Consider the following 25,155-nt stretch of genomic DNA (forward strand, 5'->3'; position numbering starts at 1 on the left):
TTATCTGCTCTTAGTATACGTCACGAAAAAACCGAGTTCATCTAGAAGACGAACCCGGTGTGGTTAGTTCTTATTTTTTAGTGTTTGGTCGAAACGGCCACCAGACCCCTTTACCAAACGATACCGTGATCGCTGGAATCAAGAGTGGTAAGACGATCAATCCATATAGGAGTAGACCTGTAATGACGATTGTTGCGATTTGAACGAGACTCAAGACACCAGATGGCATCATTGCCCCAAATGTTCCTGCAAGAATGATTGCTGCCGTAATGATGACAGATCCCATCTTTTTCATCGACAAGAACATCGCTTCCTTCGTATCAAGACCATTGATCGTCTCTTCCCGGAATCGGTCGAGTAAGAAGATCGAGTAGTCGATACCAAGGGCAATCAACATGACGAATCCGAAGAACGGAACAGCCCAACTGATTCCGTCGTATCCGAGTCCGTTGACGAAGATCAACTCAGCAATCGACATCGACGTGTAGTACGTCAGCAATAACGAACCGATCATGAACAATGGCATGATCAACGAACGGAACATAATCGCTAAAATCACGAAGAGACTGATTAACATGACAGTCACCGTTCGTTTGAAATCGGCTTTTGACGTATCATTCAAGTCACTGTTGACGCTTGAAATACCACCATACGCGACTGTACTGTCTGCAAACGGTGTACCTTTAATCGTATTTGCCGTCGTCTTTTTAATCGCAGCAACGGTTTGAATCGCTTCCGGTGAATACGGATCATCTTCAAGGATGACTTCGAATTTCAATCCTGTCTGTTGATCGATGGCATAACGATCGATCGCTGGCTTAAAGGCTTTATCTGACAACGTATCTTTTGGAACGAACACACCGGTTCCACGAATCGATGTCGCTTGACCCATTTCGTCCAGAAGATCCGAAATCTCTGCAAGACCACTTTCGATTTTTGTCAGTCCTTCATTCGCTTGACCGACACCATCTGCAAGTTGCGTCAACCCATTTCCAAGTTGACCAGCTTGTGCTCCTTGAGACGCAATCCCGCTCGCTGCTTGACTGATGCCAGCTTGGACTTGGCTCAATTGACCAGATAACGCATTTAACGTCCCGACCGTTTGTGGGATGTTTTGAGTCGACTGTAACCCTTGACCGACGAGCGTCAACTGTTGGTTGATTTGCCCGAGTCCGTCTGCTGCTTGTTGTAATTGGCTAGCGCCTGCTGAAGCAGCATCTCCTGCCGGTAACTGTCCTGTGATCCCGTTGAGATTATCCTCAACCGTTGTCAAACCAGACTGAACGTCTGTTAGACCGGCTGTTGCTTTCTTCATGCCATCAGCAACTTGTTTTAATTGACGATCGACATAAAAGTCATCGATGACTTCGCCAGTCGGGCGAGAAATCGAGCGAACGGATTTAACGCCATCAACCTTGACGAGTTCACGACTTAATTGTTCTGCATAAGGAACTGTTTTTTCCGTAATCAAATCTTTGTCACTCTTAAGGATGACATTGACCGGTAACGACTCACCTGCACCAAAACCATCAGAGATTGCATTGAGTCCTTTGACCGTCTCATACTTCGCACCAATCTCATCAACTGTATTGAAGGATAGATCATCATCATACGTAAAGAGTGTCGGTACCGTAACGACAGCGACGATGATCATCGCGAGTAACGGACGACGGATCGATAATCCGCCATAATGTGCCCAAAGTTTGCTATCTTGGTGACTCGCTGCCTTTTTCGACGGCCAGAATAGCTTTTCTTTGAGCGTCGCCATGAAGAATGGAACGAGTGTGAATAAGACGAGTAAAAGTACGGCAATCCCAACTGCAACCGCGACCGATGACTTAAAGATCGGGAAATCCGCAAAGCCGATTGCTGAGAAACCGACAAGAACAGCGAGTCCACTGATCAGTAGAGTTCGTCCTGCTGTTTTATACGTGTTGACGATTGCCGTCTCGACATCGTGTCCTGCCGTCAACTCTTCCTTGTATCGGCTGAGTAGCAAAATACAATAGTCTGTCCCAATTCCGAACAGAATCGCGACGAGGAAGATTTGCGTATAGTTTGATACCGGGAAGCCGAACCAATCGACGAAAAAGGCGACGAGTGATTGACTGATCAGGTACGTAAAACCAACCGCAACAAGTGGGACGAACGGTGTGACGACCGAACGGAACACGAGTAAAAGAAGTCCGAAAATTAAACCGACTGTAATGAGCTCAGTCCGCTTCAGCCCTTCTTGCGAGCTCGTATTGACGTCATCATTGATTAACGCTTCACCTGTTAGATAAATCGTTTGATCCTTCGGTAAGAGATCTGTCCGGATTTGTTTTGCTAGTTTAACGATCTCTTCTTGCGAACCGTCGACTGTGATTGGCACAAGGACCGTCTTTTGATCTTTTGAGACGAGCTGTCCTTCCGTCTCTTTGTTTTCAAACGGATTGAGAACATCCGTGACTGGACGATCCAGTGCTTCTAAATCTTTGACGATTTGACCAATTGATTTTCGATCGGCATCACTTACTTTGTCTTTGAGCGGAATGACAAGAGAAATCGTTTCTTCACTCGCTCCCGCTTTTTCTAAAATATCAGCTGCTCGCTGTGAGTCCGCATCATTTGCAAGTTGAATCGCACCTGCTTCTTCTGCTTGTTTAGCTAAGTTTGGTGCCGTGAATAGTAGCCCCACTGTAACGATGAGTAATAGCGCAAGAATTGCCCACCGCCATTTAACGATTTGTCGCATGTCTGATTCTCCTCTTCCTTCTATCTGTCTTTAGTCGTTCAACTGCAAAATTTCTTTGATTTTCTTAAAGGTTTCGATGAACTGAATAATTTCTTCTTCCTCGACTTTTCCTTCAATCAAGTTTTCAAGATACGTATAGATTTCCTGCTCTGCTTCTGTCGCAACTAACCGTCCTGATTCCGTCAGTGAAATGTACTTCGTCCGGTGGTCATCTTCTCGTCGTTCGACGATGACAAGTCCTTTTTCCGTCAATTTCTTCAAACGATTGGAGATCGCGCTTTTATGGACGCCCTGTACTGCTGCGAGACGCCCTGACGAAATCGGTCCATATTTGCCGACAAGCTTCAAAACATGCAGTTGTTCTGGCGAATACATTTGCCAAACGGGCGCTTCAACAGACTTTAATACACGTTCCGTTCCGTGGATCATGACTTCTTCAAACAGGAGGACTGCTTCACGTAGATTGTCTTTCATTTTTAGTTTACCCCCTAAACTCATGACATTAGTTTAGCCCCTCAACTAGAAACTTGTCAACTTCAAACTGTCACAATTTTTCATGCAAAACATGACTATTTTCGATATGATAGAGCTAGAGAGGAGCATGCTTATGTTGACTTTGTTTTGGATTGCGTTAGTCATCTGTCTTGTCGGACTCGTCTTTACGTTACGGATTGCTAAGCAACCAGCAGAAGAACGTTACGACTACAAAACTTCGGCAAAAAACATGTCTTGGATGTATTTCATTTTTCTCCCGATCATTCTGATTTTATTAGGACTCTTCTATTACTTTTTAACATGACATAAAACAGCACACATCGACCGATGTGTGCTGTTTTATGTCACTTCAAGGTTTTCGGACGGACGATATAAATGTCACATTTCGCATAACGGGAGATGTTTTCAGAAACACTCCCGATCATGATTCGTTCCATTGCATTCATTCCGACTGCTCCACAGACGATCAACCCTGCGCCGACGCGTGGTGCGATAACCTTTGGAATCAATGTTTTCGGAGAGCCATTTTCAATGACGAGTTCGACTGTCTCTACTCCCGCTTCTCGTGCCCGTTTTTCATAACGATCAAGTAGTTCTTGCGCATATTCGGTAACGTTCTGATCAATGAAGCGCTTATTGGCACGGACATTAGCAAATGTCTGAATATCGATAACATGGGCAATGACGAGTTTTGCATGATCGAGTTTTGAAAATTTGACCGCTTTTTCAAAAGCTAAATCGGCTGTCTTCGATCCATCGACTGCGACTAAAATCGTCTGATACTGGCTCTCCATCAAGAATCATCCTTTCTGCACGACTCTCTTACAGCATCCGATCATTTTCATTTTCAAGGGCACGATTTTCATGATCAAGCTTACGTTCCGCCTCGATTCCTTCCGGCTCGGTCTCAAGAATACTCTTCGGCTCCGGTGCAGGACGCGACGCGCCCGCTTCATCTGCTAGGAGAACATATTCTCCCTGTTGGACGCGCAAGACGTGTTGACGGATATCTGACTCCGGTAATCCAAGTTCCGTAAATGCTGTTTGTATTTCCTCAGCAGAAGCTGGTTTTCCAGTAAATCGTTCAAACAGTGTTCGTTTTCCAGAGACGAGTTGCGCAGCAGATTGTCCGCGTAACATGGCCATATCTGTTTTGTCTTGCAATACGACATACAAATCTTCTTCTAGATAGCCCGCAAAATGTAAATCCTCGATTTTTCGAATCAAATCTGTTTCGTTTTGATAGACACCAATCCATTGTTTTTTTCCCACGATGTATGTCCCCCTCTTTTATAACAGCTATAGGGGATATACCCCAAATTCACCTAAAACATGACTAGGTTGAAGAAGACTTCGAAGAATGCTCCCGAAAGAATCGCTGTCGTTTATAGAAGACGTAATAGCAGACGAGCAATGCACATACGATTCCGAGACCCGTCACAATCTGTTGCAAGAGCACAAGACGCTCGTTCAAGAACAATCCAATCAAATACCACACGAGCACGAGACCAAACACCCAATCTGAATGAATCACGATGAATAAGAGACCACCGATCATCGCTACTATAAGTGCAACCGTACTCCATTGGCGTTCAGAAAGACCGAACAGTGAAGTGAATTGAAAATCAGATAAGATCCGAAACGGTAAAATCAATAGCATCGTACTCATCCAAGCGAGCAACACGGAAAACGGCGAACGCATCCAAGGCGAGCGTCGTGGATGATACTGAATTTTCATATAGACTAAGCAAAGACTGATGAATGAAATGGTCGTCCAGACGAGTTCCCACGGCGGTCCGGTCATACTACTGACACCAAGCGTTACGAGCGATAACGCGAGCCATCCCCCAATATCTTCTATCAATTCTCGATCTGCCGGGAAGGCACGAACTGGTCGGATACACCAAATTAAGAGTGTCGTAAAAACGACACCCGCAATGGCATCAAAGAAAGGTGCCGGAACAAGAGGTAACGCAGGAATAGTGACTGGATGCGGCCATACGACGCGTGCTAGCAACACAAAGAGGAATGCTCCTATGTTCATGAAGCGTAAGACTGTTAAAAATTGCATCCGCCTCTTCACCTCCTCGTTCATTCTGTTATTCAATTCCCGTTGCAGGAGTTAGAAAAACAAAAATGTCACTTTGTTCTCTTACCAAATTCCGGTACGATGAAAAGAAAAGGAGGAACGAGAATGGACGCATTTTTACTGCCTTATCAGTACAACTTCATACGAAATCAAGTCGATTTGCTACAACATCAATTCGCTGCCGTTCATGACCCAGATGTCCGTGATGCGGTCCGGTACAGTGCCGCTGAAAAAATATTCGATCTATTGCCCGTACTGACACCGGGGCAAGAAGCCTTGTTGACGAAGATTCGTGACGCCGAATCCGAACAGGACCTTCTCGCGTATTTAGCACACGTCGAACCTTTTGTCCAACCATTTCCAAGTATTTCGGAATCACGCATCCGACAACTCTTCAAAAAAACGAAAAAGTTGCATATCCCACCACTCGATTCCTTCGAATGGGCACAGACGACGTTTTTGAGCTGGAACGATACCGGAAATCGAAAAAAGTATTTCGTCTATCCTTTAGATGGTGAATGGATTGGTGTCGAAAGTAGCTATCTGCCGTCGATTCAAAAAGGAATTTGCGCGATTTGTCATACGTATAGTGATATTACACTCGTAACCGCAACGACACGTCGTTCAGCGGAACAACATCAGACGATCGGTCACCATATGTGCATCGATAGCGATGCGTGTAATCACGCCGTGACGAATCCAGATATCATTGAAACCTTTCTAGCACGCATCCAAAAGAAATGATGTCAAGAGAAAGACGCTCGTATGCTGATCTACTTTAGTTCAGCATACGAGCGTCTGTTTTAAACACGACTTCGTTTAGATGGGCGTTGTCGATTCCTCGTGTAAATAAAATTGATTTTTCCCACGACGCTTTGCCTCATACATCGCAAGATCCGCCTGCTCGATCAAGTCCGATCGAGACGCTGCATGTGCAGGATAGATTGCTCCACCGATACTTGCCGTCACAGGAAGTGGCATGATACCGTGGTGGAACGGCTGCTCGAATAAGGAAATAAGATGTTCCCCACACTGCACAACTTCAGTTTCTTGTTCAACGTCAAACAATAAGACGACGAACTCATCCCCACCTTGCCTTGAAATGACTGTATTCGGTGGTAGTTTCTTTTGTAAGCGTGTCGTGACATCAATGATGAGTTGATCTCCGACACGATGTCCGTACGTATCATTAATCTTTTTGAAGTGATCGATATCGATAAAGAACAAGCCAACTTGTCCTTCACTCGCTTCAGCTCGGTACAGGGCATCTTGAAACAGTCGCGCAAATAAATAACGATTCGGTAATCCGGTTAAGGCATCATGGTACGCCATATGCCGCATCTCTTCCATTGCAGATGCCAATGCTTCCGTTCGCTCCTCTACCTTCGCCTCGAGATTCTCGCGTAACCGTTGATTATCAACGACGATCCGGATTTGACGAGAAATCAATAACGGGATGGCAATCATCAGGCCAATCGTCAAACCGTTCCAAGTGATGGTTTGACGTGCCATCGTGACGAATAAAATCAATAAGAACAAATAAGGTGTAATCAAACGTAAGACATCGATCCATCTCCGTGTGACGTCATGCGTCACTGAGGATTCCTCAGCGTCAAAGCGATACGCGGCAAGCCCAACGATCATGACAGTCGCTAGCCACAATGGATCGAGCCAACTTGATGGAATCGGATAAGCAAATCGTTCGAGTACGACATACAAAAGATCAGCGAGTAACTGAAAATGAAACGCGAGTAAAATCAATAATAACGAACTACCATTTCCCCGCTTCATCAAACCAAAGAATAAGACAATCATTCCACCAAGTAACAATAAATCGCCGATCGGATAACGTAACCACAAGATTGTTTCGATCGTCAGCAATTCATTCGCTTTTAAATACGGTGTTACTAAATAATGCCAAGAAAGTGAGGCGGCAACGACTAAAATAATGAACTCATCAAATAGAAAAACACGTAAATTAACTTCGCGTCGTCGATTTCTCAAAAAGTAACCAAAAGCAATGATATAGATCAAAATTTGAAGACAAAAAATCAAATCAATCCAGTCAAACGGCTCCGTTCGTGTTCGTCCTTGGATGAAATAAAGGAGTTGTCCACTTTCGCCTACTCCAAGCATTGCGTTAGCTAACAATAATAATAGAAATAAACGAGAAGTAAAAGGTCGTCTTGTATGACGTCGCTGTGCCTGCCAAATTAAATAGAGGGAGATCGATACGCCACCGATCGTGAACAGACTGTTTACAGTTTGACCTAACACCGTATCCGTCCCAACGTATGTCACCCAGCCGATATGAATGAGAAGCCAGCTGATAACAACTCCCAACCATTTCTGATACATGACGAATCCCCCTCTCCTTTTTTAACTATAGTTCGTTTGTCCTACAGGTATATCGGTTCATGCTTACTGTTTATTCACTCTTTTTTTATTTTATTACTATCTTTTTTCGGAAGTTTGACCATTTTGAGCTCAACAAAAAACCGTGCTCACACCTTAGCGGTCTGAACACGGTTTGACCATAACGTATCACATTATCTTTAACTGGAACGTCGATTCTCTTCCTTCGACTCGATTGATTCGGTTAGACTAAGCGGTAAAACGATGATAAACCGACTGCCTTTCCCGACTTCAGATTCAACATGAATAACGCCTTCGTGTTCTTTGACGATTTCCTTACAGATCGATAAACCGAGTCCAGTCCCGCCGATTCGACGTGTATCCGAATTATCAACACGATAGAATTTATCAAATAAGTGTGCGAACGCATGGTGTGGAATCCCAATCCCTTCGTCCTTCACTTCAATGATAGCTTGATCGTCTTTCGTATCAATCCAGACATCCACGCGCCCACCGTCCGGAGAATACTTGATCGCGTTATTGATCAAATTACTCATCAACTGCTTAATCCGGTCCTCATCACCTAGAATCAACGGGCGATCTGGACTGAGTAATTGCAAATGAAGATCGTGTTGATCACTTGAGGCATCATACAAGGACATCACCTGTTCGGTTAAGGTAAACAAATCGAGATGCGCCATTTGATACAACTGTCCACCCGACTGCATGCGCTGAACATCCAAGAAATCTGTCACAAGATTGGATAATCGTTCTGTCTCGTTATGGATTGTCGTTAAATATTTCTGTTGTTTCGAATCATCGATCTTTCGATTTAACATCAATTCTGTAAAACCATAAATCGATGAAAGTGGTGTACGTAACTCATGTGAAACAGTGGAAACAAGTTCCGTTTTTAAGCGATCTGCTTCTGTTTCCCGGGTAATATCCCGTAAGACGAGGATGATTCCCTTCCATCCACCGACCACATCAATGCGTTCCGCGTAGACTTCAAGGTGAGCAGTATTGTTTCGAACGTCAAAGCGAACCTTATCCGGTGAAATTTCACCCGCACGAATCAAATCCAAGTACATATTAAAGGCTTCGACATCATCGACTAACTGACGCATGACATTTATGACATACTCACTCGATGGCAATGTTCGATCTACCGTAAATTCCGATTGGAGTTCCGGAATTAATTCAAACAACGGACGATTGACGTATAACTCTCCATTCCCATCCTCGAGATAGATGATTGCTTCCCGGATCGAGTCCAGCACTTGCTCTGTTTTTTCTTTTTCCTGACGCATCCCTTCATAAGACCGTGTCCGTAAAAGAGATAACGTCATCTGTTGCGCGAACTCCCGAATATCCGTCAACTGTTGTCCTTTATATGCGGATTTGTAACGCACGAGGTAGATGGCAGCAATCAATTCATGCGTTTCTGGATCTTGAACGGGAATCGTCACTTCATAGGTGCTAAATGAATACGGATGATCCTTCTGACGCGTTACCCGTTTCTCCGATTGAACGAATTCCATCTCACGAACAGCGCGATTAATGACGGACATTTCATCTTTCAATAAAACTTTTAAATAGTCCATCGTCATGCCGTTCGTCGTTGCCCCCATAAACTCCCCTTCTTCATAGAGCAACAGGGCGCCATACTCTGAGGATGTGATATCGATCATCTTTTGAACAATTGCTGGATACGATTCGACAGTTTCGCGAACGGCAAGTGCCTCCGTTAGTTCACTACGTAATCGCAGCTTTTCCTCATTCTTTTTCGTCGTCTGGTACGCTTCTTCGAGTTCCTCTTGCTGCGCCTGTAACTCTTCTTGTTGCGCGAGCAATTCCTCACTTTGCGCTTGTAATTCTTCGTTTTTCCCTTGCATCGCATCCGTATGCGCATTCGTCGTCACGACCATCCGGTTAAAGGAAGCACGTAGTAATCCGATTTCGTCTGGACGTTTCTCTGCCGTTTGATCGATTTCAATTGATTCCTTACGGGCAAGTTTTTGATTATCGTCTACTAGTCGTAACAATTGCCGTGTCATCCGACGAAGGAACGGGTGAACGAATAAGAGAATGAATGCGACGAGCACAATGATACTTGAGATCCAAATCCATTGTGATTTTGCGACCTCACTCCGTAATTCTCCAACAGCCGTTTCTTGCTGTTGACTTAAATTCGTCCGATATTCGTCAAGCGCTGCAGATGCTTTTTCAATATCTGGTGTAATATCGATTGAACCGTCTGCGGTTGGCTTTAATCGTCCTTGATCGACAAGACGCTCGGCAATCGGTAAAGAAAACAGACTGTCACCTTGTAAAAAATCCTCATTGATTCGATTCGCCTTTTTTTCGTTGACGTAAGACTGGGTCAACGGAAATAAGGCATCGTAGTATAATTCATATAGATTCGTCATTTGTGCGGCGAATTCTTCTTCTTCATCCGTTTTTGCATTTCGCATGAACCAATCCGTCTCACTTTTAATATCTGTTCGAAGTGCTTGAACCTCGTCAAATCGGTCCTGGTCTCCAAATATGACGAATCCTCGTAAGCCAAACTGAACCGTTTGCCAATTGTCCCATAAATCATTGGCTCGGCGATTTTGTTCACTGATCGTTTCAAGATTCGCTTTAGATGTTTCAATTCGCCCTTCCATGTAGTCATAGACAAAGAACGAAGTAATCGATACTACGACCAGTACTGCATAAAAAACCGTCAGCAGTTGCCGACCGATTCGTCGCCGAATCCAATTCATCATGAATGTATCCTCCTCATCATTCACTGAATGATGCTTTTTCATTTATCTCTTTTAATATAATAGAAACGCTTTCGAAGCAACAGCTAAGATGTACAAAAAAAAGACCTTTTCTCGGAATGTACCCGAAAAAAGGTCTTTGTATACCCTTATTTTTTCGCTTTCTTGACTGTCACAGAAGTTACAGGACTCACTTGTCCGCGTGTGTTCTTTACATAGACAGATAGTTTCGCTTTTGCTTTTTGCTTCGGAATTTTGACGGAGTAATTTCCTTTAGAAGAAACCGTTCCTTTTCCGATCACTTTTTTCTTCGCATCTTTTACATAGACACTCAATTTCTTTTCAGCTGTACCCGTTACTTTCGTTTGACCGGCATAGACTGATTTTACTTTTGGAGCAGTTGGTGCTGGTAAGACTTTTACGACAGTCGGTTTACTTGTGCGTTTTGCAATATCTGTTACCGTAACGATCAAGCTTGAACCACCAACTTGTTTTGGTAACTTCGCGCTAAACTTACCTTTTGCATCGACTTTCGCTGTTGCAATTTTCTTTTGTTTCGCATCTTTGACTGTAATCGTACCACCCGCAAGAGCTGTACCCGTCATTTTTGTCGCACCGGCAAGAACCGGTTTTACTTTTGGTGCTGCTGGTGCTTTACCAGCAATAACTTCTGTGCGTTCTGACGTGACGTCAAGTCCGTTTACGTAACGAACCGTTAACACGGTCCCTTTAGTTTGACGCGGAATCGTCACACTATATTTTCCGGATTTAGCTGTAGTAGACCCCAACTTCTTAGTTGACCATACTTCAACCTTTGTTCCGGATTTAACTGTTCCAGTGACAGTCAGTTTATTATCGTATACTTTGTTAACAGCTCCACTTAAATTCAATTGCGAAATTGCCCGAGGAATACTGACTTTTCCGTATCCTGAAACTGGACTGACATAGGCAGGAAACTTAAATTCAAGCTCCTCTCCCTCTTCTTCCTCAAACCAATCATTCGGGTTTTCGAAAGCTAGTGGTTCTGCACTTTTTTGTAGAATTTGTTCGATTTGTTTAGGTGTTAGTTTAGGATTAAGTGACTTCAAGATTCCCGCAACGGCTGCAACGTGTGGTGAAGCCATACTTGTTCCATCCATGTAGACCGTATTACCGTCTGGAATTAAACTCGCAACTTTTGAACCTGGTGCTACGACATCAAGTCCTACTCCATAATTCGAGTAATCCGAAACCATACCGAGCGTATTCGTTGCTCCAACAGAAATCGCATACTCTGAATTTGCTGGGAATCCAACCATCATATCGTAATCGTTTCCAGATGCTGCAACGACCGTAACACCATGATCCGCAGCATATTTCATCATATAAGCCATTGTGCGGCTTTCACCACCACCAAGACTCATGTTAATAACTTTGGCTCCATGATCAACAGCATATTTAATTCCAAGTGCGATTGCATCTGTTTCTCCTTCACCATTTGCATTCAAAACTTTAACCGGCAAGATTTGTGCCGACTGATGGATCCCTTGGATCCCGTAATCGTTGTTGATCGTCGCTGCGATGACTCCTGCTACGTGTGTTCCGTGACCATTATCATCAATCGCGTCACCGTCGCCGTTTACAGAAACATAGTTTTTCTCATTCGCAATATCAACTTTCCCTTGTAAATCCTTTAAGCGATAATCAACGCCTGTATCGATGACTGCAATTTTAACAGGTGCTAACTTTTTCCCACTAAACCGTTTTTGGAACTCCTCAAAACCAATGCCAACGTTCGGGAATTGTTCGAAAACTGTTTTCTTATTGACGGCCCATTGGTAATCAAAATTAATATCACTTGTTGCTTTGTAAGTTTGAATCTTTTCAACATATTCGACAGCTGATGAGCGACCAATCGATTGCTTTAATGCTGATGCTGATTGCCCTTTCACCGTCGGGTCTTCTGTCACAACAATGAAATCACCAGCTTTACCGAGTGGTAAACGCTCAACATCTGCCGATTGAATTCCGGCTATTTTCATTGAACTAACTGTTTTCCCTGGTTTTAATTTAACGATAAACCGTGTAGTCTCTTTTGACTGAATGTTCATCCCTAGAGTTCCGAATGTATCGTCTAAAGTACTACCGCTTAATTCCGTTACTTTCATTTTTTTAGCGTATCCATCGATTTCTTCTGCAATCACAGCAGGCGATGCATCGCGTGACAATTTATAGAGACGGTCGACCGCTTGTTGATCTGTCTTTGTCATCGTGTACGATGTTCCACGTACAAGCGCCTCCATTGCGGGTTTCAATATTTTCAAATCTTCGTACGCTTGTTGGCGCTTATCCTTATTGAAAAGAAGCGTTTTGACGACGTACGGTGATGTTTTGTAATAAAGTGACGTCAAAGCACGACCTGCATCCGATTGACTCAATACTTGTTTTTGAATCGAGTGCATCAGAGCTAGCATTGGTTTTTCTTCTTTTGTTTGTTTTAATGCTTCTTCTGCCATACAGCTGATATCGCTGATTGGCTCGTATTCAACAGCCAATTTGACGTTATTGTATGTTAACTTAACGTTTGCAGCTTTTGTCGTTTTCCCCTCTTCGATATTCGGGTAATATTCGACTTTGACATAATACGGTCCATCCCATGCATACGGAACAGCTAATTTTGTCGGTGCTTTTTCGTTCGGCTCTGCTTCTGTCCGGTAACGATCGAATGTATCATCTTCAGCTGCCATCGCTTCACTCGGATAAGCTGTTACTTGAACAGGTTGATCCGTATCGATCGATAACTCGAAGTGTGATGCAGTTTTTTCTATACCCGCTTCATGATTGACACGGTACCAATATGTATTTTTTTCTGCCATTCCGGTCTCGAGTGTCGTTTCTTTTCCTGCTTGTAAAAGTGTTGCGTTTGCAAGAGCGGTCTCCGCCTTTGCAGTAGTTGGTCCTACTCCGAGCGTTAAAACTAAACAGCTCAGCATGACCCAAATCATCAATTTCTTCACACATGCTCCTCCTTCAAAATGGATATACTTTAATTTAATTATAAACAGTATATGGATAAAATGGATAATTAATTTATAGTGAAATCTTACAATTTTGAAAGAAAGACGCATCATGTTCTAAAGAACACGATGCGTCTTCCCAATTCCATTCATTTAAAATCTGCTACATATTCGCCGTATCCCTCTTGTTTCAATTCCTCTTTCGGTATGAAACGTAAGGCAGCCGAGTTCATACAGTACCGTAACCCAGTCGGTTTTGGTCCATCCGAGAAGACGTGTCCGAGATGCGCATTTCCATGGCGACTCCGGACTTCCATTCGTTTCATTCCGATTGAAAAATCACTTTTCTCAATGATATTACCCGGCTCGAGTGGTTTCGTAAAACTTGGCCATCCCGTTTTCGAATCATATTTATCATTTGATGAAAACAGTGGTTCACCAGAAATCAGATCGACATAGATCCCGTCTGCTTTTAAATCATGATACGGATTATCAAATGCTGGTTCCGTTCCATCCTCTTGTGTCACTTTATACTGAATTGCGGTTAATTTCTTTTTGATTTCTGCATCAGATAATTTGGGATAGGTTGGAAGATCGAGCTTTGGTTGATCATTCCAGTAGCGATTGATAAAATCGTCGCGTCCAGAAGCTGCCCGGTAAAACTTATATTTTTTCTCGTTCGTTAAATAATAATCCTGATGGTATGCTTCTGCTTCGTAAAAAGGACCTGCTGCAATCAATGGTGTGACGATTTTATCATCGAAGACCTGTTGTTTCTCTAAATCTTGTTTCGATTGCGCTGCGATTTCTTTTTGTTTCTCATTTGTATAGAAAATCGCCGTCGTGTACGATTCCCCTTGGTCGACGAATTGACCGTTCGCATCCGTTGGGTCAATCTGACGCCAGTAGACATCTAACAACTGCTTGTAGGAGATGACATTCGGATCAAACGTGATCAACACCGCTTCCCGATGCCCTGTCGTCTCTGCCGAAACCTGGTTATACGTTGGGTTCTCAACATCCCCGCCCGTATAACCGGAAATGACCGACTTCACTCCTTTTAACTCCTCAAACGGTGGCTCCATACACCAGAAGCATCCGCCAGCTAAAATCGCCGTCTCTTCCGGTTGATAGCTCAATTCCTTACTACCACTTGATTTTGCCTGCTGTTGCTGGAACACGAAGTATCCCCCGACCATGATGACGATGAGACCAATGACGGATAAAACTGTCCACATTCGTTTCTTCATCTCCCTTCGCCTCCTTTATTTAGCTTACGTCACGTGACGTCGATTGGATGTTCTTTTATTTAACTGTACCGCGCTTACTCTCTCTTGTCGTAGCATGTGCTCAAACACAGCACATTGAATCATCCGGATTACAGAAGCACGATCAGGGAATAGACTCTATAACCTAAAAACACCAGGAGGGGTATTTATGTTTGATTATACTGTTACATCGCATCACGACTTGGATCATGTCATGACTCAATTGAAGCAAGCTCTATCAGAAGCATCGTTCGGTGTCCTATGGGAATTTGATTTAGCAAAAAAATTCGAAGAAAAAGAACTCTCGTTTGATGAAAACTATCATATTCTCGAAGTATGTCAACCAAAAGAAGCGCATCGCGTCGTATCCCACGATTTACGAGCCGGCTACTTTCTCCCTTGTAAAATCGTTGTCTACACAGAAGATGGACAAACGAAAATCGGTATGCCAAAGCCGACTGCCCTGATGGACTTAGCAGACGAAGCAGAACTAAAGACAGTCGCAGAAGAAGTGGAACATACGCTACGTCACGTGATTAATCAGTCCGCCCAATAAGAAAAACGCTCTGCCTGTACGCATGAAACATCGTACAAGTAGAGCGTTTTTTTGTTCATAAGATATCGATCCAAATCTTTACGGCTGTCGCTAAAATCAGGACAGCGAGAATGACCTGGAGAATCTTCGTATTCATCTTCTTCCCGGCGATTGCGCCAAGCGGTGCTGCAATTAAACTAGCGATGACCATGATGGCTGCAGGACCCCAGTCGACTTGTCCTGTCGTGATTTTACCGACAGTTGCGCCGATCGACGAAATGAACGTGATCGCAAGCGATGAAGCAATCGTCATCCGTGTCGGGATTTTTAAGAGGACAAGCATGATCGGGACGAGTAAAAAAGCACCTGCTGCCCCGACGATTCCGGCTCCGACACCAACGATGAATGCGGATACCGCCGCAATGATTTTATTGAACTGGACCTGATCGAGCGGAATGTCGTCAATCCCTTTTTTCGGAACGAACATCATGATCGCTGCCGTTAACGCGAGAACACCGTAGACGATATTGATTGTGTCTTCAGCCAAGATATTTGAACCATAGGCACCGATGAAGCTACCGATTAAAATCGATCCTCCTATGTAGACGATCAATGATTTATTTAAATATCCGCCTTTGCGGTACGCCCAGACGCCACCAATCGTCGCAAAAAAGACTTGAATTGCACTGATCCCCGCGACTTCGTGGGCGGAAAATGCCGCAAAACCGAGTAGTGGCGGGATATACAGTAACATCGGATATTTAATGATTGATCCGCCAATCCCTAACATTCCTGAAATGTAGGATCCGACGAATCCGATTAAGAAAATCGTCACGATAAAACCTAATTCCATCGTTTATCACTCCTTAAAAAAAAGAGAGCCGTAAATCAGCTCTCTTTTCGAAATTAACCTTTTTGAATCCAGAATTTTAGGACGTTTGCTTCTTCTTCATGCTTGACGAGTTCATGACCACCCGATGTCGCCCACGCTTGAAGATCGTTTTTTGCCCCTTTATCCGTTGCATGGACTTCAAGGATTTGACCTGATTCGAGTCCCGCGATGGCTTTTTTTGTTTTCACGATTGGCATCGGACATGCGAGTCCTTTTGCGTCGAGTACGAGTTCTGATTTCATCTTGTATTCCTCCTGAATGATTTGATGTTAGATATGAATTGGTTTAGCGGACCGCACAGCGGTTCGGACCGACTTCCATTTCCCGTTGTGTCTCGAGATCGGGTGTCTGTTTGCCCATGTTCGTTTCACGGATGTCTTGGTACGCGTTCGGTTGTGGTGGCAGGTTCTCTGTGACCATCTTCCGGAATTCAGTTTCATCGTCGATGTTGAGACCATGATTGTTCGCAAGTAAGATGCTTAATTTCTCCGCTACACTACCGTCCGTGTTCAATTCTTCAATGATCATGAAGTGTGCCGGCAGAACAATCAGTTCCGGTGAAAGATCACGATACGTGTTGTAGAGTGAATCGCGTAAGTCACCGACCCAGTCTTCCGCGAGACCAGCTAAATCCGGACGACCAATCGAATCGATGAATAAGATATCACCCGTCAACAAGTAACGCTGATCGACGATGAATGATGTTGATCCAATCGTATGTCCCGGGGAATAAAGCGCGCGTACTTCAATCGCCGTATCCCCGACTTGAACCATACTACCGTCTTCAAGTGGCGCATAATCGAATGTGACATCTGTTGCATCTTTAGGTGGCAACCAATACGTCGCCCCTGTTTTTTCTGCGATGTCGCGTCCTCCAGAAATATGATCCGCATGAAGATGTGTATCAAACACATGCTTAATCGTGACGTTGCGTGATGCTGCATAATCTAGATAAACATCCGTCATTCGTGTTGCATCGACAAGAACAGCCTCTCCTTCTGAGATGACCATATACGAGAGACATCCTTTACCGATTCGGACAAACTGGATGACTTCCCCTTGATCAGCTCCCGTATCGTTCAACGTTCCCAGTGAAATTGGTTCTAGATGTTCACTCCATGCTTTCATGCCGCCTGACAAATACGATACGTCTCGCCCTGCTTCTTCCAGCATATCGGCGACGAAAATCGATGAACCTTCTTTTGCGCAAACGACGAGGACATCCTGATCCGTCGGAAGCTGATCGAGAATCTCCTCGACACCATCCAACAATTCAAAATAAGGAATGTTGAGGTACTTGAAGTTCTCTCCTTCAATCTTCCAATCTTGAAACGCATCTTCATTCCGTACATCTAAGATGAACAGAGACTCACGTCCAATGATTTTTTTCGTAACTTGTGCGGCTGTCATTGCTTGTGCCATATCTACTAGTTCCTCCTCTGCTTTACGCTGTTGAATTATTTCGCTGAAACGAGTGTTGTCGTCTCAAATGCCCATTCCTGCATACCCGGTACGACATTGTGGACCGTGTAGCCCTTGTCACTGAGCTGTCGGCATGCCATATCACTTCGACTGCCAGTCCGGCAGATGACATAAATCGTCTGATTCGAATCCAGTTCCGTATGTCGTGCCTCAAGTTCGCCTAACGGAATATTGATCGCTCCCGGTACGTGGGCGAAGGCATATTCTGCTTGTTCCCGAACATCGAGTACCGTGATTGAGTCGTCCTGACGTGCCGCTTCAACTTTTGCGTTGTCGACGGTTTGGTTGAATGCTGCAGGTTCCGTGACATCGCCCGTCGATTTCCGAACGTAATGACGGAGTACTTCGCCTTCTTCAATCGTACCGAGGTAATGATTACCGGTACTGTTCGCCCAAGCACGAAGATCTGCAGTCGAACCTTTATCTGTCGCCTGGACTTCAATGACTTGTCCCGGTTCTAACGTCTTGATTGTTTTTTTCGTCCGCACGATTGGCATGGGACAAGCGAGTCCTTTTGCGTCCAATACGATATCTGATTTAATCATAGTCATACAATTCGCTCCTTTATGGTGTGGGGTATTATTTATTTCGTTTCGCCTTCGTACGACATCATGCCGCCATCCATGTTCGTCACGTCATATCCTTGTCCTTCGAGATATGTCGTTGCGCGACCACTGCGTGCACCTGAACGACATACCATGACATACTCTTTTTTCTTGTCGAGTTCGTTCATCTTGAATTCAATCAATCCGAGTGGAATATGGATCGCTCCCGGAATCATTCCTTCTTTGACTTCATCGACTTCTCGGACATCAATGACGTTCAGTTGTTCACCACGTTCGATTTTTTCCTGTACTTCTGTTGCTGTCATGCGTTTCATATTCATTTCCTCCTCTTCATTCGATTCAACGCCAGGCATTCATTCCGCCACGGACTTCCGTGACATTCGTATAACCGGCTTTTTTTAATACTTTGACGGCTTGTTTGCTTCGCATTCCGCTTTGACAGATGACGAGCACTTCTTTGTCTTTCGGGATTTGATTCAGTTGACTGTTTAACGTTTGTAATGGAATATTCTTAAATCCTTTGATGTGATTGCCCTTGAATTCTGCTGGTGTCCGAACATCGAGATAAAATCGTTTGCGGTCGTTTAGTAACGGCTTCAGTTCCGTGGTCGACACTTGCTTGACGCCTTTTGTTGGGGCGAACATCTTATAAGCGAGATAGCCGACGACGAGCAACAAGATAATCGATAGTACATCCATGCGTCATTCCTCCTTCAGATCATTAGATGAATAGATTGACGTTTCCGTTCTCCGCATCAGCGAGATAGGCGGCAACTCCTGCGTACTCAATGCCGTCGTGCAATTCTTCCTGTTTTAAGCCGAGCAGATCCATCGTCATCGTACAGGCGACGAGTTTGACATCCTGTTCTTTTGCTAATTCAATCAAGTCTGGAAGCGGCATCGCATTGTGTTTCTTCATGACGTTTTTAATCATTTTTTGACCTGCACCACCAAAGTTCATTTTCGAGAGTGGCATCTTATCGGCACCGCGTGGCATGAACTTACCGAACATCTTCTCAAGGAATGTTTTATCCGGCTGGATTGGTTCATCTTTACGCATCGCATTCAAACCCCAGAAGGTATGAAAAATCGTGACTTCGTGATCGTATGCGGCTGCACCGTTGGCAATGATATAAGCTGCCATGACTTTGTCGTACTCTCCACTAAATAAAACGATGGTTGTTTTTTTCGTATCTGACATGAACGTAATTCCTCCATTTTTTACCCTAATGGGTATATTAATTCGTAAAAATTTTTCATCTGCTTTTCATTAAGAGTTGAACAGCCTCTGCAACGGCTTGTTCATGATTTTCCGTCGCATCATCCTGACGAACACAGTCAATCAAGTTCTCACTGACGACAAGACCGATGACACGATCGATTGCACTACGTGTCGCACTCAGTTGTGTGACGACATCCTTACAGGACGCTTCTTCTTTCATCATTCGAACGATACCGTGGATTTGTCCTTCAATCCGATTCATCCGATGAATGATGCGATCTTCATAACCGTTTTCCATATGAAGTCCATCTCCTTTTTTCAAATGTGATCTGCGTCATACCTCATTAGTACATTTCATACAATAATACCTATAGGGGTATAAGTCAACGAAAAAGATTTCCAGATTCATCACTATGTTCAGTGATTCCGAAAATCTTTTTGTAGTCAGCCTTTCCAATTCGCCTCTAAAAAATCGATCCAACGCTCGGCTAGTCGAGTGGGCATCTTCTCTGGTAATACATAGCGAAACGTCCGGTTGGAGATTTCTTTCGCATGAAGCGTAAAGCCTTCAGACGGGAAGGACGTGACAAGTCGTTCTGACAGCGCTGCAATACCACTCCCATTTAAAACAAGTTGTCGCGCTAAATAATTCGCATCTACTGTAATCGTTCGAGCGGGAACGATTGACGACGCATCAAGCCAACGATGAAGTGCATAGCGAGAAGCGGATCCTTCCTCGCGAACAATCCACGTCGCGTCTTCGAGTGCAAGATGTGTCGCTCCAATGATATGCAGCTGATCTTTCGCAAAGACGATTTGTCTTATTCCATCAAGTAACAGTTCACCTTCAATCATACCGAGATCAATCTCACGATGTCGCAAAGCTGCTGCCACTTGATCATGATTCATCAATTGGATGTCCAGTGAGACTTTAGGATGCGCATGTGAAAACAGATGGATCATATCATCAAGCAATATCTCGTGGATCGTATGTGTTGCTCCAATCCGTAGCGTCCCTTGGAAGACCCCTTCCGATTCATCTAACTGCGACTGCATCTGTTCGAGTTGGAATAGAATTTCTTTTGCATGGCGGTAGACAATCCACCCCATTTCCGATACCTCAACCCCTATTGCGAAGGAATCACGTATTAATAACGAATGCCCGACATCTTCTTCGAGTCGTTTCACGTGAACACTAATCGTCGGTTGCGACAGAAATAACTGCTCCGCTGTTTTCGTAAAATGACGTGTCTCGACAAGTGTAACGAATGTTCTCAGTTCCGTTAATTTCACGAATTCTCACCCCTTTATTACATTTAATAATCATTTATATTTAGTTAATTCATTTTTATAATCAATCATTCCTCTTTCATACTCAAAGTATCACGTATTAGAAAGAAGGATAACTTCATGACTTATATCTTATTTATTTTGTTGGGTGCTATCATCGGCATTCTCTCCGGCTTTTTCGGAATCGGTGGCGGCATCATTCTCACCCCACTGTTATTAATTCTCGGCTATGAAGCGAGTACTGCAATCGTCCTCAGTCTGTTACTGACACTCGGTTCGACTATGACCGGTACACTCTCGCATCTCCGCTTAAAGACATTCCGTTTTCGCGATGCTGGGATCATCGGTTTATCTGGGATCATCGGTTCAGCGGTGATCACACCAGTCGTCTTTTGGCTCGAGCGTCATGCTGGTGCCGATGTCGTCTTATCCAGTCTATATATCGTCTTACTGCTCGGGTTTTCGATTCAATTTCTACGCCCCCGTTCAAAGGAGCGTCCGTCTTTTCCGGTTCATGATGCTTCCGTCATGAAGCTCGTCGTCATCGGTCTCGCTGCCGGAATTCTCTCTTCGTTGATGGGTGTCAGCGGTGGGTTCTTACTAACCCCCCTCTTGATTGGTTGGGTTCGCTTCCCGCTCAAACAAGCAATCGGAACGAGTATTGCCTCTGCAACCCTTATCGTTCTCGGAGGCGTAACGAGTTATGTCGCTTCCGGAACCAGTGCCCCGTTATCGCTTGGTCTTGCCCTGATCGTCGGTGCATTCATCGGCTCACCACTCGGGGCTTCACTCTTACATCGCTTTAATGAATCGTTCGTCCAAAAGACATTAGGAATCTTTTATGGTGTCGTCGCCTTGAGCGTCATCGTCAAAGTGTTCGGTCTTCCTTATCTGTCCCTCGTATTGCTCACTTTGTTCACACTCAGTCTGTTGAGCGTCTTCGGATACCGGATTCTTAAAACTGCCTAAACGAAAAAGCAGCTGACACATCGTCAGCTGCTTTTGTTCGTGCTCAATCGTTAACGCACGCTCTCTTCTTTGATTTTTTGCGGCTTCATGATTTTTGCTTCTTTTTTCTGACGCATGCGTTCCGCATTCATTAGTCCCCCTAACATCAGGACGACAGCAGATAAATAGAACCATGTCATCAAGACAATGATTCCGGCAAGCTGACCGTAAAGACGATCATAACTCCCGAACTCAGCGTAATAAGAGAAAAATTCTGAAACGACTTGCCAAGCAATCGTTGCAAAGATTGCCCCGGGGAGTACCTGACGAACCGTCAGACGGACACTCGGTAAGATCCGATACAATAAGATGAAAAAGACAAGTAAGAACAATGTCCCGAGTCCCCAGCGGAATAAGAACCAAATCCAAGAGTAGTTCGTCACGAAATCAGCGACGATTGCAAAGTGGTTGATGAAACGACGTGTTAGTTTCTCTGAAATTGGAACAATCAACGAAATCGGAAGAATGATCATCATCCCGATCGTAAAGGCAAAGTCTTGTAAGAGTCCGCGCCAGAATGGTGCTTTTCGTGTCACTTCAAGTGCATCATTCAGCGAGCGGACAAGTGACTGGACCGACATCGAAGCGAGCCAAAAGGCTGCGAGGAAACTGATCGAGGCAAGTTTAAAGCCACCCTGATCAAAAATTCCAACGACGTTCCGCTGAATCAAGTCGTACGTTTCTGCCGGAGCAAACGGTCGAATCAAATCAAGTACGTTATCCGACGTAAACGGTAAGAACGAGACGATCCCAACTACGAATAATAAGAATGGGAATAAGGACAACATCAGATAATAGGCAAGCTGAGCCGATTTATCAAAAAAGGCTTCACCAAAAAAACGGGCAAATACAGGTTTGATTAAAGACATACAAATTTCCTCACTTTCAACTAATTCTCTACACTATCCCCCATTTCATACCTCCTTTAAACTTTTGGAAGTCTTTTGAACTTATAACAACCTTATACATCATTCAAGTTTGGCGCTTCGGTTCTGCGCGGGGTACACTAGGAGCAGAGATTGTATCGTGCTTGTTTTTCAGAAAGGATTTCGATTCGTGTACCCACTCATTCAATCCGAAGCAGAACGCTTCTTTACTTCTTATATAGAGCAATACCCCGAAATGGCCGGACGTCAGCAAGAAGTCATCCGTTCGATTCAAACGACGGGAACATATGAGCAGACGGCTTCTGAGCTGGCGTTCGGTGCCAAGCTCGCTTGGCGCAACAGTAATCGCTGCGTTGGACGCCTCTTTTGGGAACAACTCCATGTCTTTGACGCGCGGGATGCGTTGACCGTTGAAGCGGTCCGCGACGCGTTATTTGAGCATATCCGATTCGCGACGAACCAAGGACGGATTCGCTCGACGATCACGGTTTTCCATCCGACACGGGTTCGGCTCCACAATCACCAACTCGTTCGTTACGCTGGTTACGAAACGGACAATGGCATCATCGGTGACCCGGCTTCCATTCAACTAACGCGCCAATGCGAAGCGCTTGGTTGGACAGGAGCAAAGACACCGTTCGATATCCTCCCCTTATTGATCGAACTTGATGGACAAGTCAGCCTGCATCCGATTCCTGACGAGCTCGTCCTTGAAGTTACTATCACGCATCCTGACTATGATCTGTTTGATGGTCGCGAAGTCCGCTGGTATGCTGTACCGATGATTGCCGATATGCAGCTTGAGATTGGTGGCATCGTCTACCCGTGTGCCCCTTTCAACGGTTGGTACATGGGAACGGAGATTGGTGCCCGTAATCTTGCCGATACGGATCGTTACGATCTGTTGCCGCTTGTCGCAACCCAACTCGGTTTGAACACGTCACGTGAACGGTCGCTTTGGAAAGACCGAGCACTCGTCGAACTAAACGTTGCGGTGCTTGAATCGTTCGAACGCGCCGGTGTTACAATCGTCGATCACCATACAGCTGCGAAACAGTTCGCTCGTTTTGAAAAAAACGAAGCGGCATGCGGTCGTGATGTCACCGGCGACTGGTCATGGCTCGTACCACCGATGAGTGGTGCAACGACGCATATGTTCCATAAAGATTACGACCCAGAAATCAAACGGCCAAACTTCTTTCCAAAATCGTCACAGACAGCGCCTGTGACCGGATGTCCGTTCCATCAAGGAGCCCTGAAATGAATTATGTCGAGCAGTTACGCCAAAAAATCGGTCATGACCCAGTCATTCTCGTCGGTTCCGTCGTCCTCGTCGTGCAGAACGAGCATATTCTGCTGGAGCAACGGAACGAAGCACAAGCCCGCTTCGGCTTGCCCGGAGGATTGATGGAATGGGCGGAATCACCGGAAGAGACAGCGCGTCGGGAACTCGCGGAAGAGACGGGATTAGAAGTAGAACGATTAACGTTACTCGATGTCTACTCCGGTCCGCAATACGTGACGACCTTAGCGAACGGAGACGTTTTTCAAAGTGTTACCCTCGCTTATATCGGTGAACATCCGATTGGTACGCTAAAACAAAGTGACGAAAGTATCAAGTTACAGTTCGTACCCCTTGATGCCTTACCAGATCACTTAGTCGGTTCTCACGCTCGAATGATTGAAGACTACAAAAAGCGCCGCTAAATCGATAGCGGCGCTTTTATTTATAGAGACTGACGCATGATGTATTGTTTCAAATCTCGCTGAGTCCATCCTTCAGAACGTAATGCTTCCCACACCTCTACATCTGTCGATTGATAATGATAGGTCGTCCCTGGTAAACGACGGACGACTTCTGTCGCGTGTCTTGCTTTTTGGTCTGCTGGACCAACGACTGACAAGAGTGATGATCCAGCTACTGCTACTACACTTTCTTCTAATTGATAATAATCCGTTTGTACTTGCTGCATGACATGAGGATCTTGCTGCCAAATGTATTCACCTTGGACATCGTATCGCTTTAAGAATTTTGCTTCTTCGATCGTTGGTAGATCGGCTTCTTGTCGTTCATCCGTTAGGTGAAAATAACCGATTTCCCCAACAATCTTATAACCCAGCGATTCATATAAGCGAACCGCTGGATCATTTCCTTGAATGACTTCAAGCATCAACTCATCCATACCCACTTCTTTTGCATGACTCAATTGTGCTTGGTACAAGGCTTTCGCAATCCCAAGACGACGATACTGCGGAGAAACTCCGAGCCCACCACACCGCATAATGCGTCGTTCATCGATTTTCTTCCAACCGTTCAGCCAGAGACCGACCGGTTTTTCTCCATGATAGGCAATGAACGAATGCTCCAACTGGTTTCCGTCTCGTTCGAGAATACGCTCTTGAAACTCTGCTTCTGATAAGTGCAGTGGTATCAGATAATCCTGAAATCCGTCCTGCATCGCTTGATATGCTGTCTTTACGTCAGGTGCGCGTTGAATATGAATCATCGGAAGACCTCCTTTTCCACTGAGCAGTTTCGCTATCTTGCTTGCGATTTCCTGCACG

At 44.7% G+C, this 25,155-nt stretch carries 26 protein-coding genes; 6 read left to right on the forward strand and 20 right to left on the reverse strand.

The annotated features are described in order from the left end of the window. Positions 1-70: 70 nt before the first annotated feature. Positions 71-2,737, reverse strand: coding sequence for an MMPL family transporter (locus ACV3PA_RS00410; RefSeq protein ID WP_456125314.1), 2,667 nt, complete (start codon positions 2,735-2,737; stop codon positions 71-73). Positions 2,738-2,767: 30 nt separating this feature from the next. Beyond that, positions 2,768-3,211: a MarR family transcriptional regulator gene (locus ACV3PA_RS00415; protein WP_029343331.1), complete on the reverse strand. Its 444-nt coding sequence runs from the start codon at positions 3,209-3,211 to the stop codon at positions 2,768-2,770. Between the two features lie 133 nt (positions 3,212-3,344). On the opposite strand from ACV3PA_RS00415, the gene ACV3PA_RS00420 reads away from it, so the two are divergent. Continuing rightward, positions 3,345-3,536 (forward strand): hypothetical protein, encoded by a 192-nt coding sequence (locus ACV3PA_RS00420; protein ID WP_456125315.1) that lies wholly within the window; start codon positions 3,345-3,347, stop codon positions 3,534-3,536. Positions 3,537-3,576: 40 nt separating this feature from the next. Here the strand turns inward: ACV3PA_RS00420 and ACV3PA_RS00425 are convergent, their stop codons facing one another. The 3 genes from ACV3PA_RS00425 to ACV3PA_RS00435 form a co-directional block, all read right to left on the reverse strand. Then, on the reverse strand, positions 3,577-4,026 hold the full coding sequence (locus tag ACV3PA_RS00425; protein WP_456125316.1) for a universal stress protein: 450 nt from the start codon (positions 4,024-4,026) through the stop codon (positions 3,577-3,579). Between the two features lie 28 nt (positions 4,027-4,054). Next, positions 4,055-4,504, reverse strand: coding sequence for a general stress protein (locus tag ACV3PA_RS00430; protein ID WP_456125317.1), 450 nt, complete (start codon positions 4,502-4,504; stop codon positions 4,055-4,057). Between the two features lie 64 nt (positions 4,505-4,568). Then, positions 4,569-5,303, reverse strand: a complete 735-nt coding sequence (locus ACV3PA_RS00435; RefSeq protein WP_456125318.1) for a hypothetical protein — start codon at positions 5,301-5,303, stop codon at positions 4,569-4,571. Positions 5,304-5,426: 123 nt separating this feature from the next. Here ACV3PA_RS00435 and ACV3PA_RS00440 point away from each other — a divergent pair, with 123 nt between their 5' ends. Next, positions 5,427-6,065, forward strand: coding sequence for a FusB/FusC family EF-G-binding protein (locus ACV3PA_RS00440; RefSeq protein WP_456125319.1), 639 nt, complete (start codon positions 5,427-5,429; stop codon positions 6,063-6,065). A gap of 75 nt (positions 6,066-6,140) precedes the next feature. Here the strand turns inward: ACV3PA_RS00440 and ACV3PA_RS00445 are convergent, their stop codons facing one another. The 4 genes from ACV3PA_RS00445 to msrB form a co-directional block, all read right to left on the reverse strand. Next, positions 6,141-7,679 (reverse strand): diguanylate cyclase domain-containing protein, encoded by a 1,539-nt coding sequence (locus ACV3PA_RS00445; RefSeq protein WP_456125320.1) that lies wholly within the window; start codon positions 7,677-7,679, stop codon positions 6,141-6,143. 197 nt (positions 7,680-7,876) lie between these two features. After that, positions 7,877-10,447 (reverse strand): HAMP domain-containing sensor histidine kinase, encoded by a 2,571-nt coding sequence (locus tag ACV3PA_RS00450; RefSeq protein ID WP_456125321.1) that lies wholly within the window; start codon positions 10,445-10,447, stop codon positions 7,877-7,879. Between the two features lie 146 nt (positions 10,448-10,593). Continuing rightward, positions 10,594-13,440: a S8 family peptidase gene (locus tag ACV3PA_RS00455; RefSeq protein WP_456125322.1), complete on the reverse strand. Its 2,847-nt coding sequence runs from the start codon at positions 13,438-13,440 to the stop codon at positions 10,594-10,596. Between the two features lie 149 nt (positions 13,441-13,589). Continuing rightward, a complete protein-coding gene (msrB, locus tag ACV3PA_RS00460; protein WP_456125323.1) occupies positions 13,590-14,690 on the reverse strand; it encodes a peptide-methionine (R)-S-oxide reductase MsrB in 1,101 nt (366 codons plus the stop codon). 187 nt (positions 14,691-14,877) lie between these two features. On the opposite strand from msrB, the gene ACV3PA_RS00465 reads away from it, so the two are divergent. Continuing rightward, the gene (locus tag ACV3PA_RS00465; RefSeq protein ID WP_456125324.1) at positions 14,878-15,264 is read left to right on the forward strand and encodes a DUF302 domain-containing protein; all 387 of its coding nucleotides are present in this window, start codon (positions 14,878-14,880) and stop codon (positions 15,262-15,264) included. A gap of 55 nt (positions 15,265-15,319) precedes the next feature. On the opposite strand, the gene ACV3PA_RS00470 is transcribed toward ACV3PA_RS00465, so the two are convergent. The 9 genes from ACV3PA_RS00470 to ACV3PA_RS00510 all read right to left on the reverse strand — a co-directional run bounded on the left by ACV3PA_RS00470 (position 15,320) and on the right by ACV3PA_RS00510 (position 20,698). Continuing rightward, on the reverse strand, positions 15,320-16,096 hold the full coding sequence (locus ACV3PA_RS00470; RefSeq protein WP_456125325.1) for a sulfite exporter TauE/SafE family protein: 777 nt from the start codon (positions 16,094-16,096) through the stop codon (positions 15,320-15,322). A gap of 53 nt (positions 16,097-16,149) precedes the next feature. Further along, positions 16,150-16,377 (reverse strand): sulfurtransferase TusA family protein, encoded by a 228-nt coding sequence (locus tag ACV3PA_RS00475; RefSeq protein ID WP_456125326.1) that lies wholly within the window; start codon positions 16,375-16,377, stop codon positions 16,150-16,152. Positions 16,378-16,420: 43 nt separating this feature from the next. Next, a complete protein-coding gene (locus tag ACV3PA_RS00480; protein WP_456125327.1) occupies positions 16,421-17,557 on the reverse strand; it encodes an MBL fold metallo-hydrolase in 1,137 nt (378 codons plus the stop codon). A gap of 35 nt (positions 17,558-17,592) precedes the next feature. After that, positions 17,593-18,168, reverse strand: a complete 576-nt coding sequence (locus tag ACV3PA_RS00485) for a sulfurtransferase TusA family protein (protein ID WP_456125328.1) — start codon at positions 18,166-18,168, stop codon at positions 17,593-17,595. A 32-nt stretch (positions 18,169-18,200) separates the two neighbouring features. Further along, the gene (locus ACV3PA_RS00490; RefSeq protein WP_023466941.1) at positions 18,201-18,497 is read right to left on the reverse strand and encodes a rhodanese-like domain-containing protein; all 297 of its coding nucleotides are present in this window, start codon (positions 18,495-18,497) and stop codon (positions 18,201-18,203) included. A 25-nt stretch (positions 18,498-18,522) separates the two neighbouring features. Further along, the gene (locus ACV3PA_RS00495; protein ID WP_456125329.1) at positions 18,523-18,882 is read right to left on the reverse strand and encodes a rhodanese-like domain-containing protein; all 360 of its coding nucleotides are present in this window, start codon (positions 18,880-18,882) and stop codon (positions 18,523-18,525) included. A gap of 22 nt (positions 18,883-18,904) precedes the next feature. Beyond that, entirely contained in the window at positions 18,905-19,384 is a 480-nt protein-coding gene (locus tag ACV3PA_RS00500; protein ID WP_023466937.1) for a DsrE/DsrF/DrsH-like family protein, read from the reverse strand. Positions 19,385-19,439: 55 nt separating this feature from the next. Beyond that, entirely contained in the window at positions 19,440-19,703 is a 264-nt protein-coding gene (locus ACV3PA_RS00505) for a metal-sensitive transcriptional regulator (protein WP_023466936.1), read from the reverse strand. A 146-nt stretch (positions 19,704-19,849) separates the two neighbouring features. Further along, the gene (locus ACV3PA_RS00510; RefSeq protein ID WP_456125330.1) at positions 19,850-20,698 is read right to left on the reverse strand and encodes a LysR family transcriptional regulator; all 849 of its coding nucleotides are present in this window, start codon (positions 20,696-20,698) and stop codon (positions 19,850-19,852) included. 117 nt (positions 20,699-20,815) lie between these two features. On the opposite strand from ACV3PA_RS00510, the gene ACV3PA_RS00515 reads away from it, so the two are divergent. Then, positions 20,816-21,664: a sulfite exporter TauE/SafE family protein gene (locus tag ACV3PA_RS00515; RefSeq protein ID WP_456125331.1), complete on the forward strand. Its 849-nt coding sequence runs from the start codon at positions 20,816-20,818 to the stop codon at positions 21,662-21,664. 50 nt (positions 21,665-21,714) lie between these two features. Here ACV3PA_RS00515 and ACV3PA_RS00520 read toward each other — a convergent pair whose 3' ends face one another. Next, positions 21,715-22,572 (reverse strand): YihY/virulence factor BrkB family protein, encoded by an 858-nt coding sequence (locus tag ACV3PA_RS00520; RefSeq protein ID WP_023466934.1) that lies wholly within the window; start codon positions 22,570-22,572, stop codon positions 21,715-21,717. Between the two features lie 187 nt (positions 22,573-22,759). Between ACV3PA_RS00520 and ACV3PA_RS00525 the strand changes: the two genes are divergently transcribed. Together ACV3PA_RS00525 and ACV3PA_RS00530 are read left to right on the forward strand one after the other, a co-directional pair. Continuing rightward, positions 22,760-23,854 (forward strand): nitric oxide synthase oxygenase, encoded by a 1,095-nt coding sequence (locus ACV3PA_RS00525; RefSeq protein ID WP_456125332.1) that lies wholly within the window; start codon positions 22,760-22,762, stop codon positions 23,852-23,854. After that, positions 23,851-24,297 carry an NUDIX hydrolase gene (locus ACV3PA_RS00530; RefSeq protein ID WP_456125333.1) on the forward strand — a complete coding sequence of 149 codons (447 nt, stop codon included), beginning with the start codon at positions 23,851-23,853 and terminating at the stop codon, positions 24,295-24,297. The genes ACV3PA_RS00525 and ACV3PA_RS00530 overlap by 4 nt, the downstream gene beginning before the upstream one ends. 20 nt (positions 24,298-24,317) lie before the next feature. Here ACV3PA_RS00530 and ACV3PA_RS00535 read toward each other — a convergent pair whose 3' ends face one another. Continuing rightward, positions 24,318-25,097, reverse strand: coding sequence for a GNAT family N-acetyltransferase (locus tag ACV3PA_RS00535; protein WP_456125334.1), 780 nt, complete (start codon positions 25,095-25,097; stop codon positions 24,318-24,320). Positions 25,098-25,155: the final 58 nt, after the last annotated feature.

It is taken from the genome of Exiguobacterium sp. EA-TM-5 (genome assembly GCF_053878415.1).

Bases quoted from the DNA above. Each gene is read 5' to 3' on its own strand.
- ACV3PA_RS00445 (WP_456125320.1), bottom strand. From the start codon at position 7,679: ATGTATCAGAAATGGTTGGGAGTTGTTATCAGCTGGCTTCTCATTCAT.
- ACV3PA_RS00520 (WP_023466934.1), bottom strand. From the start codon at position 22,572: ATGTCTTTAATCAAACCTGTATTTGCCCGTTTTTTTGGTGAAGCCTTT.
- ACV3PA_RS00415 (WP_029343331.1), bottom strand. From the start codon at position 3,211: ATGAAAGACAATCTACGTGAAGCAGTCCTCCTGTTTGAAGAAGTCATG.
- ACV3PA_RS00475 (WP_456125326.1), bottom strand. From the start codon at position 16,377: ATGAAATCAGAACTCGTACTCGACGCAAAAGGACTCGCATGTCCGATG.
- ACV3PA_RS00470 (WP_456125325.1), bottom strand. From the start codon at position 16,096: ATGGAATTAGGTTTTATCGTGACGATTTTCTTAATCGGATTCGTCGGA.
- ACV3PA_RS00530 (WP_456125333.1), top strand. From the start codon at position 23,851: ATGAATTATGTCGAGCAGTTACGCCAAAAAATCGGTCATGACCCAGTC.
- ACV3PA_RS00505 (WP_023466936.1), bottom strand. From the start codon at position 19,703: ATGGAAAACGGTTATGAAGATCGCATCATTCATCGGATGAATCGGATT.
- ACV3PA_RS00450 (WP_456125321.1), bottom strand. From the start codon at position 10,447: ATGATGAATTGGATTCGGCGACGAATCGGTCGGCAACTGCTGACGGTT.
- ACV3PA_RS00465 (WP_456125324.1), top strand. From the start codon at position 14,878: ATGTTTGATTATACTGTTACATCGCATCACGACTTGGATCATGTCATG.
- ACV3PA_RS00420 (WP_456125315.1), top strand. From the start codon at position 3,345: ATGTTGACTTTGTTTTGGATTGCGTTAGTCATCTGTCTTGTCGGACTC.
- msrB (WP_456125323.1), bottom strand. From the start codon at position 14,690: ATGAAGAAACGAATGTGGACAGTTTTATCCGTCATTGGTCTCATCGTC.
- ACV3PA_RS00410 (WP_456125314.1), bottom strand. From the start codon at position 2,737: ATGCGACAAATCGTTAAATGGCGGTGGGCAATTCTTGCGCTATTACTC.
- ACV3PA_RS00500 (WP_023466937.1), bottom strand. From the start codon at position 19,384: ATGTCAGATACGAAAAAAACAACCATCGTTTTATTTAGTGGAGAGTAC.
- ACV3PA_RS00480 (WP_456125327.1), bottom strand. From the start codon at position 17,557: ATGGCACAAGCAATGACAGCCGCACAAGTTACGAAAAAAATCATTGGA.
- ACV3PA_RS00490 (WP_023466941.1), bottom strand. From the start codon at position 18,497: ATGAAACGCATGACAGCAACAGAAGTACAGGAAAAAATCGAACGTGGT.
- ACV3PA_RS00535 (WP_456125334.1), bottom strand. From the start codon at position 25,097: ATGATTCATATTCAACGCGCACCTGACGTAAAGACAGCATATCAAGCG.
- ACV3PA_RS00435 (WP_456125318.1), bottom strand. From the start codon at position 5,303: ATGCAATTTTTAACAGTCTTACGCTTCATGAACATAGGAGCATTCCTC.
- ACV3PA_RS00495 (WP_456125329.1), bottom strand. From the start codon at position 18,882: ATGGATGTACTATCGATTATCTTGTTGCTCGTCGTCGGCTATCTCGCT.
- ACV3PA_RS00515 (WP_456125331.1), top strand. From the start codon at position 20,816: ATGACTTATATCTTATTTATTTTGTTGGGTGCTATCATCGGCATTCTC.
- ACV3PA_RS00425 (WP_456125316.1), bottom strand. From the start codon at position 4,026: ATGGAGAGCCAGTATCAGACGATTTTAGTCGCAGTCGATGGATCGAAG.
- ACV3PA_RS00440 (WP_456125319.1), top strand. From the start codon at position 5,427: ATGGACGCATTTTTACTGCCTTATCAGTACAACTTCATACGAAATCAA.
- ACV3PA_RS00485 (WP_456125328.1), bottom strand. From the start codon at position 18,168: ATGACTATGATTAAATCAGATATCGTATTGGACGCAAAAGGACTCGCT.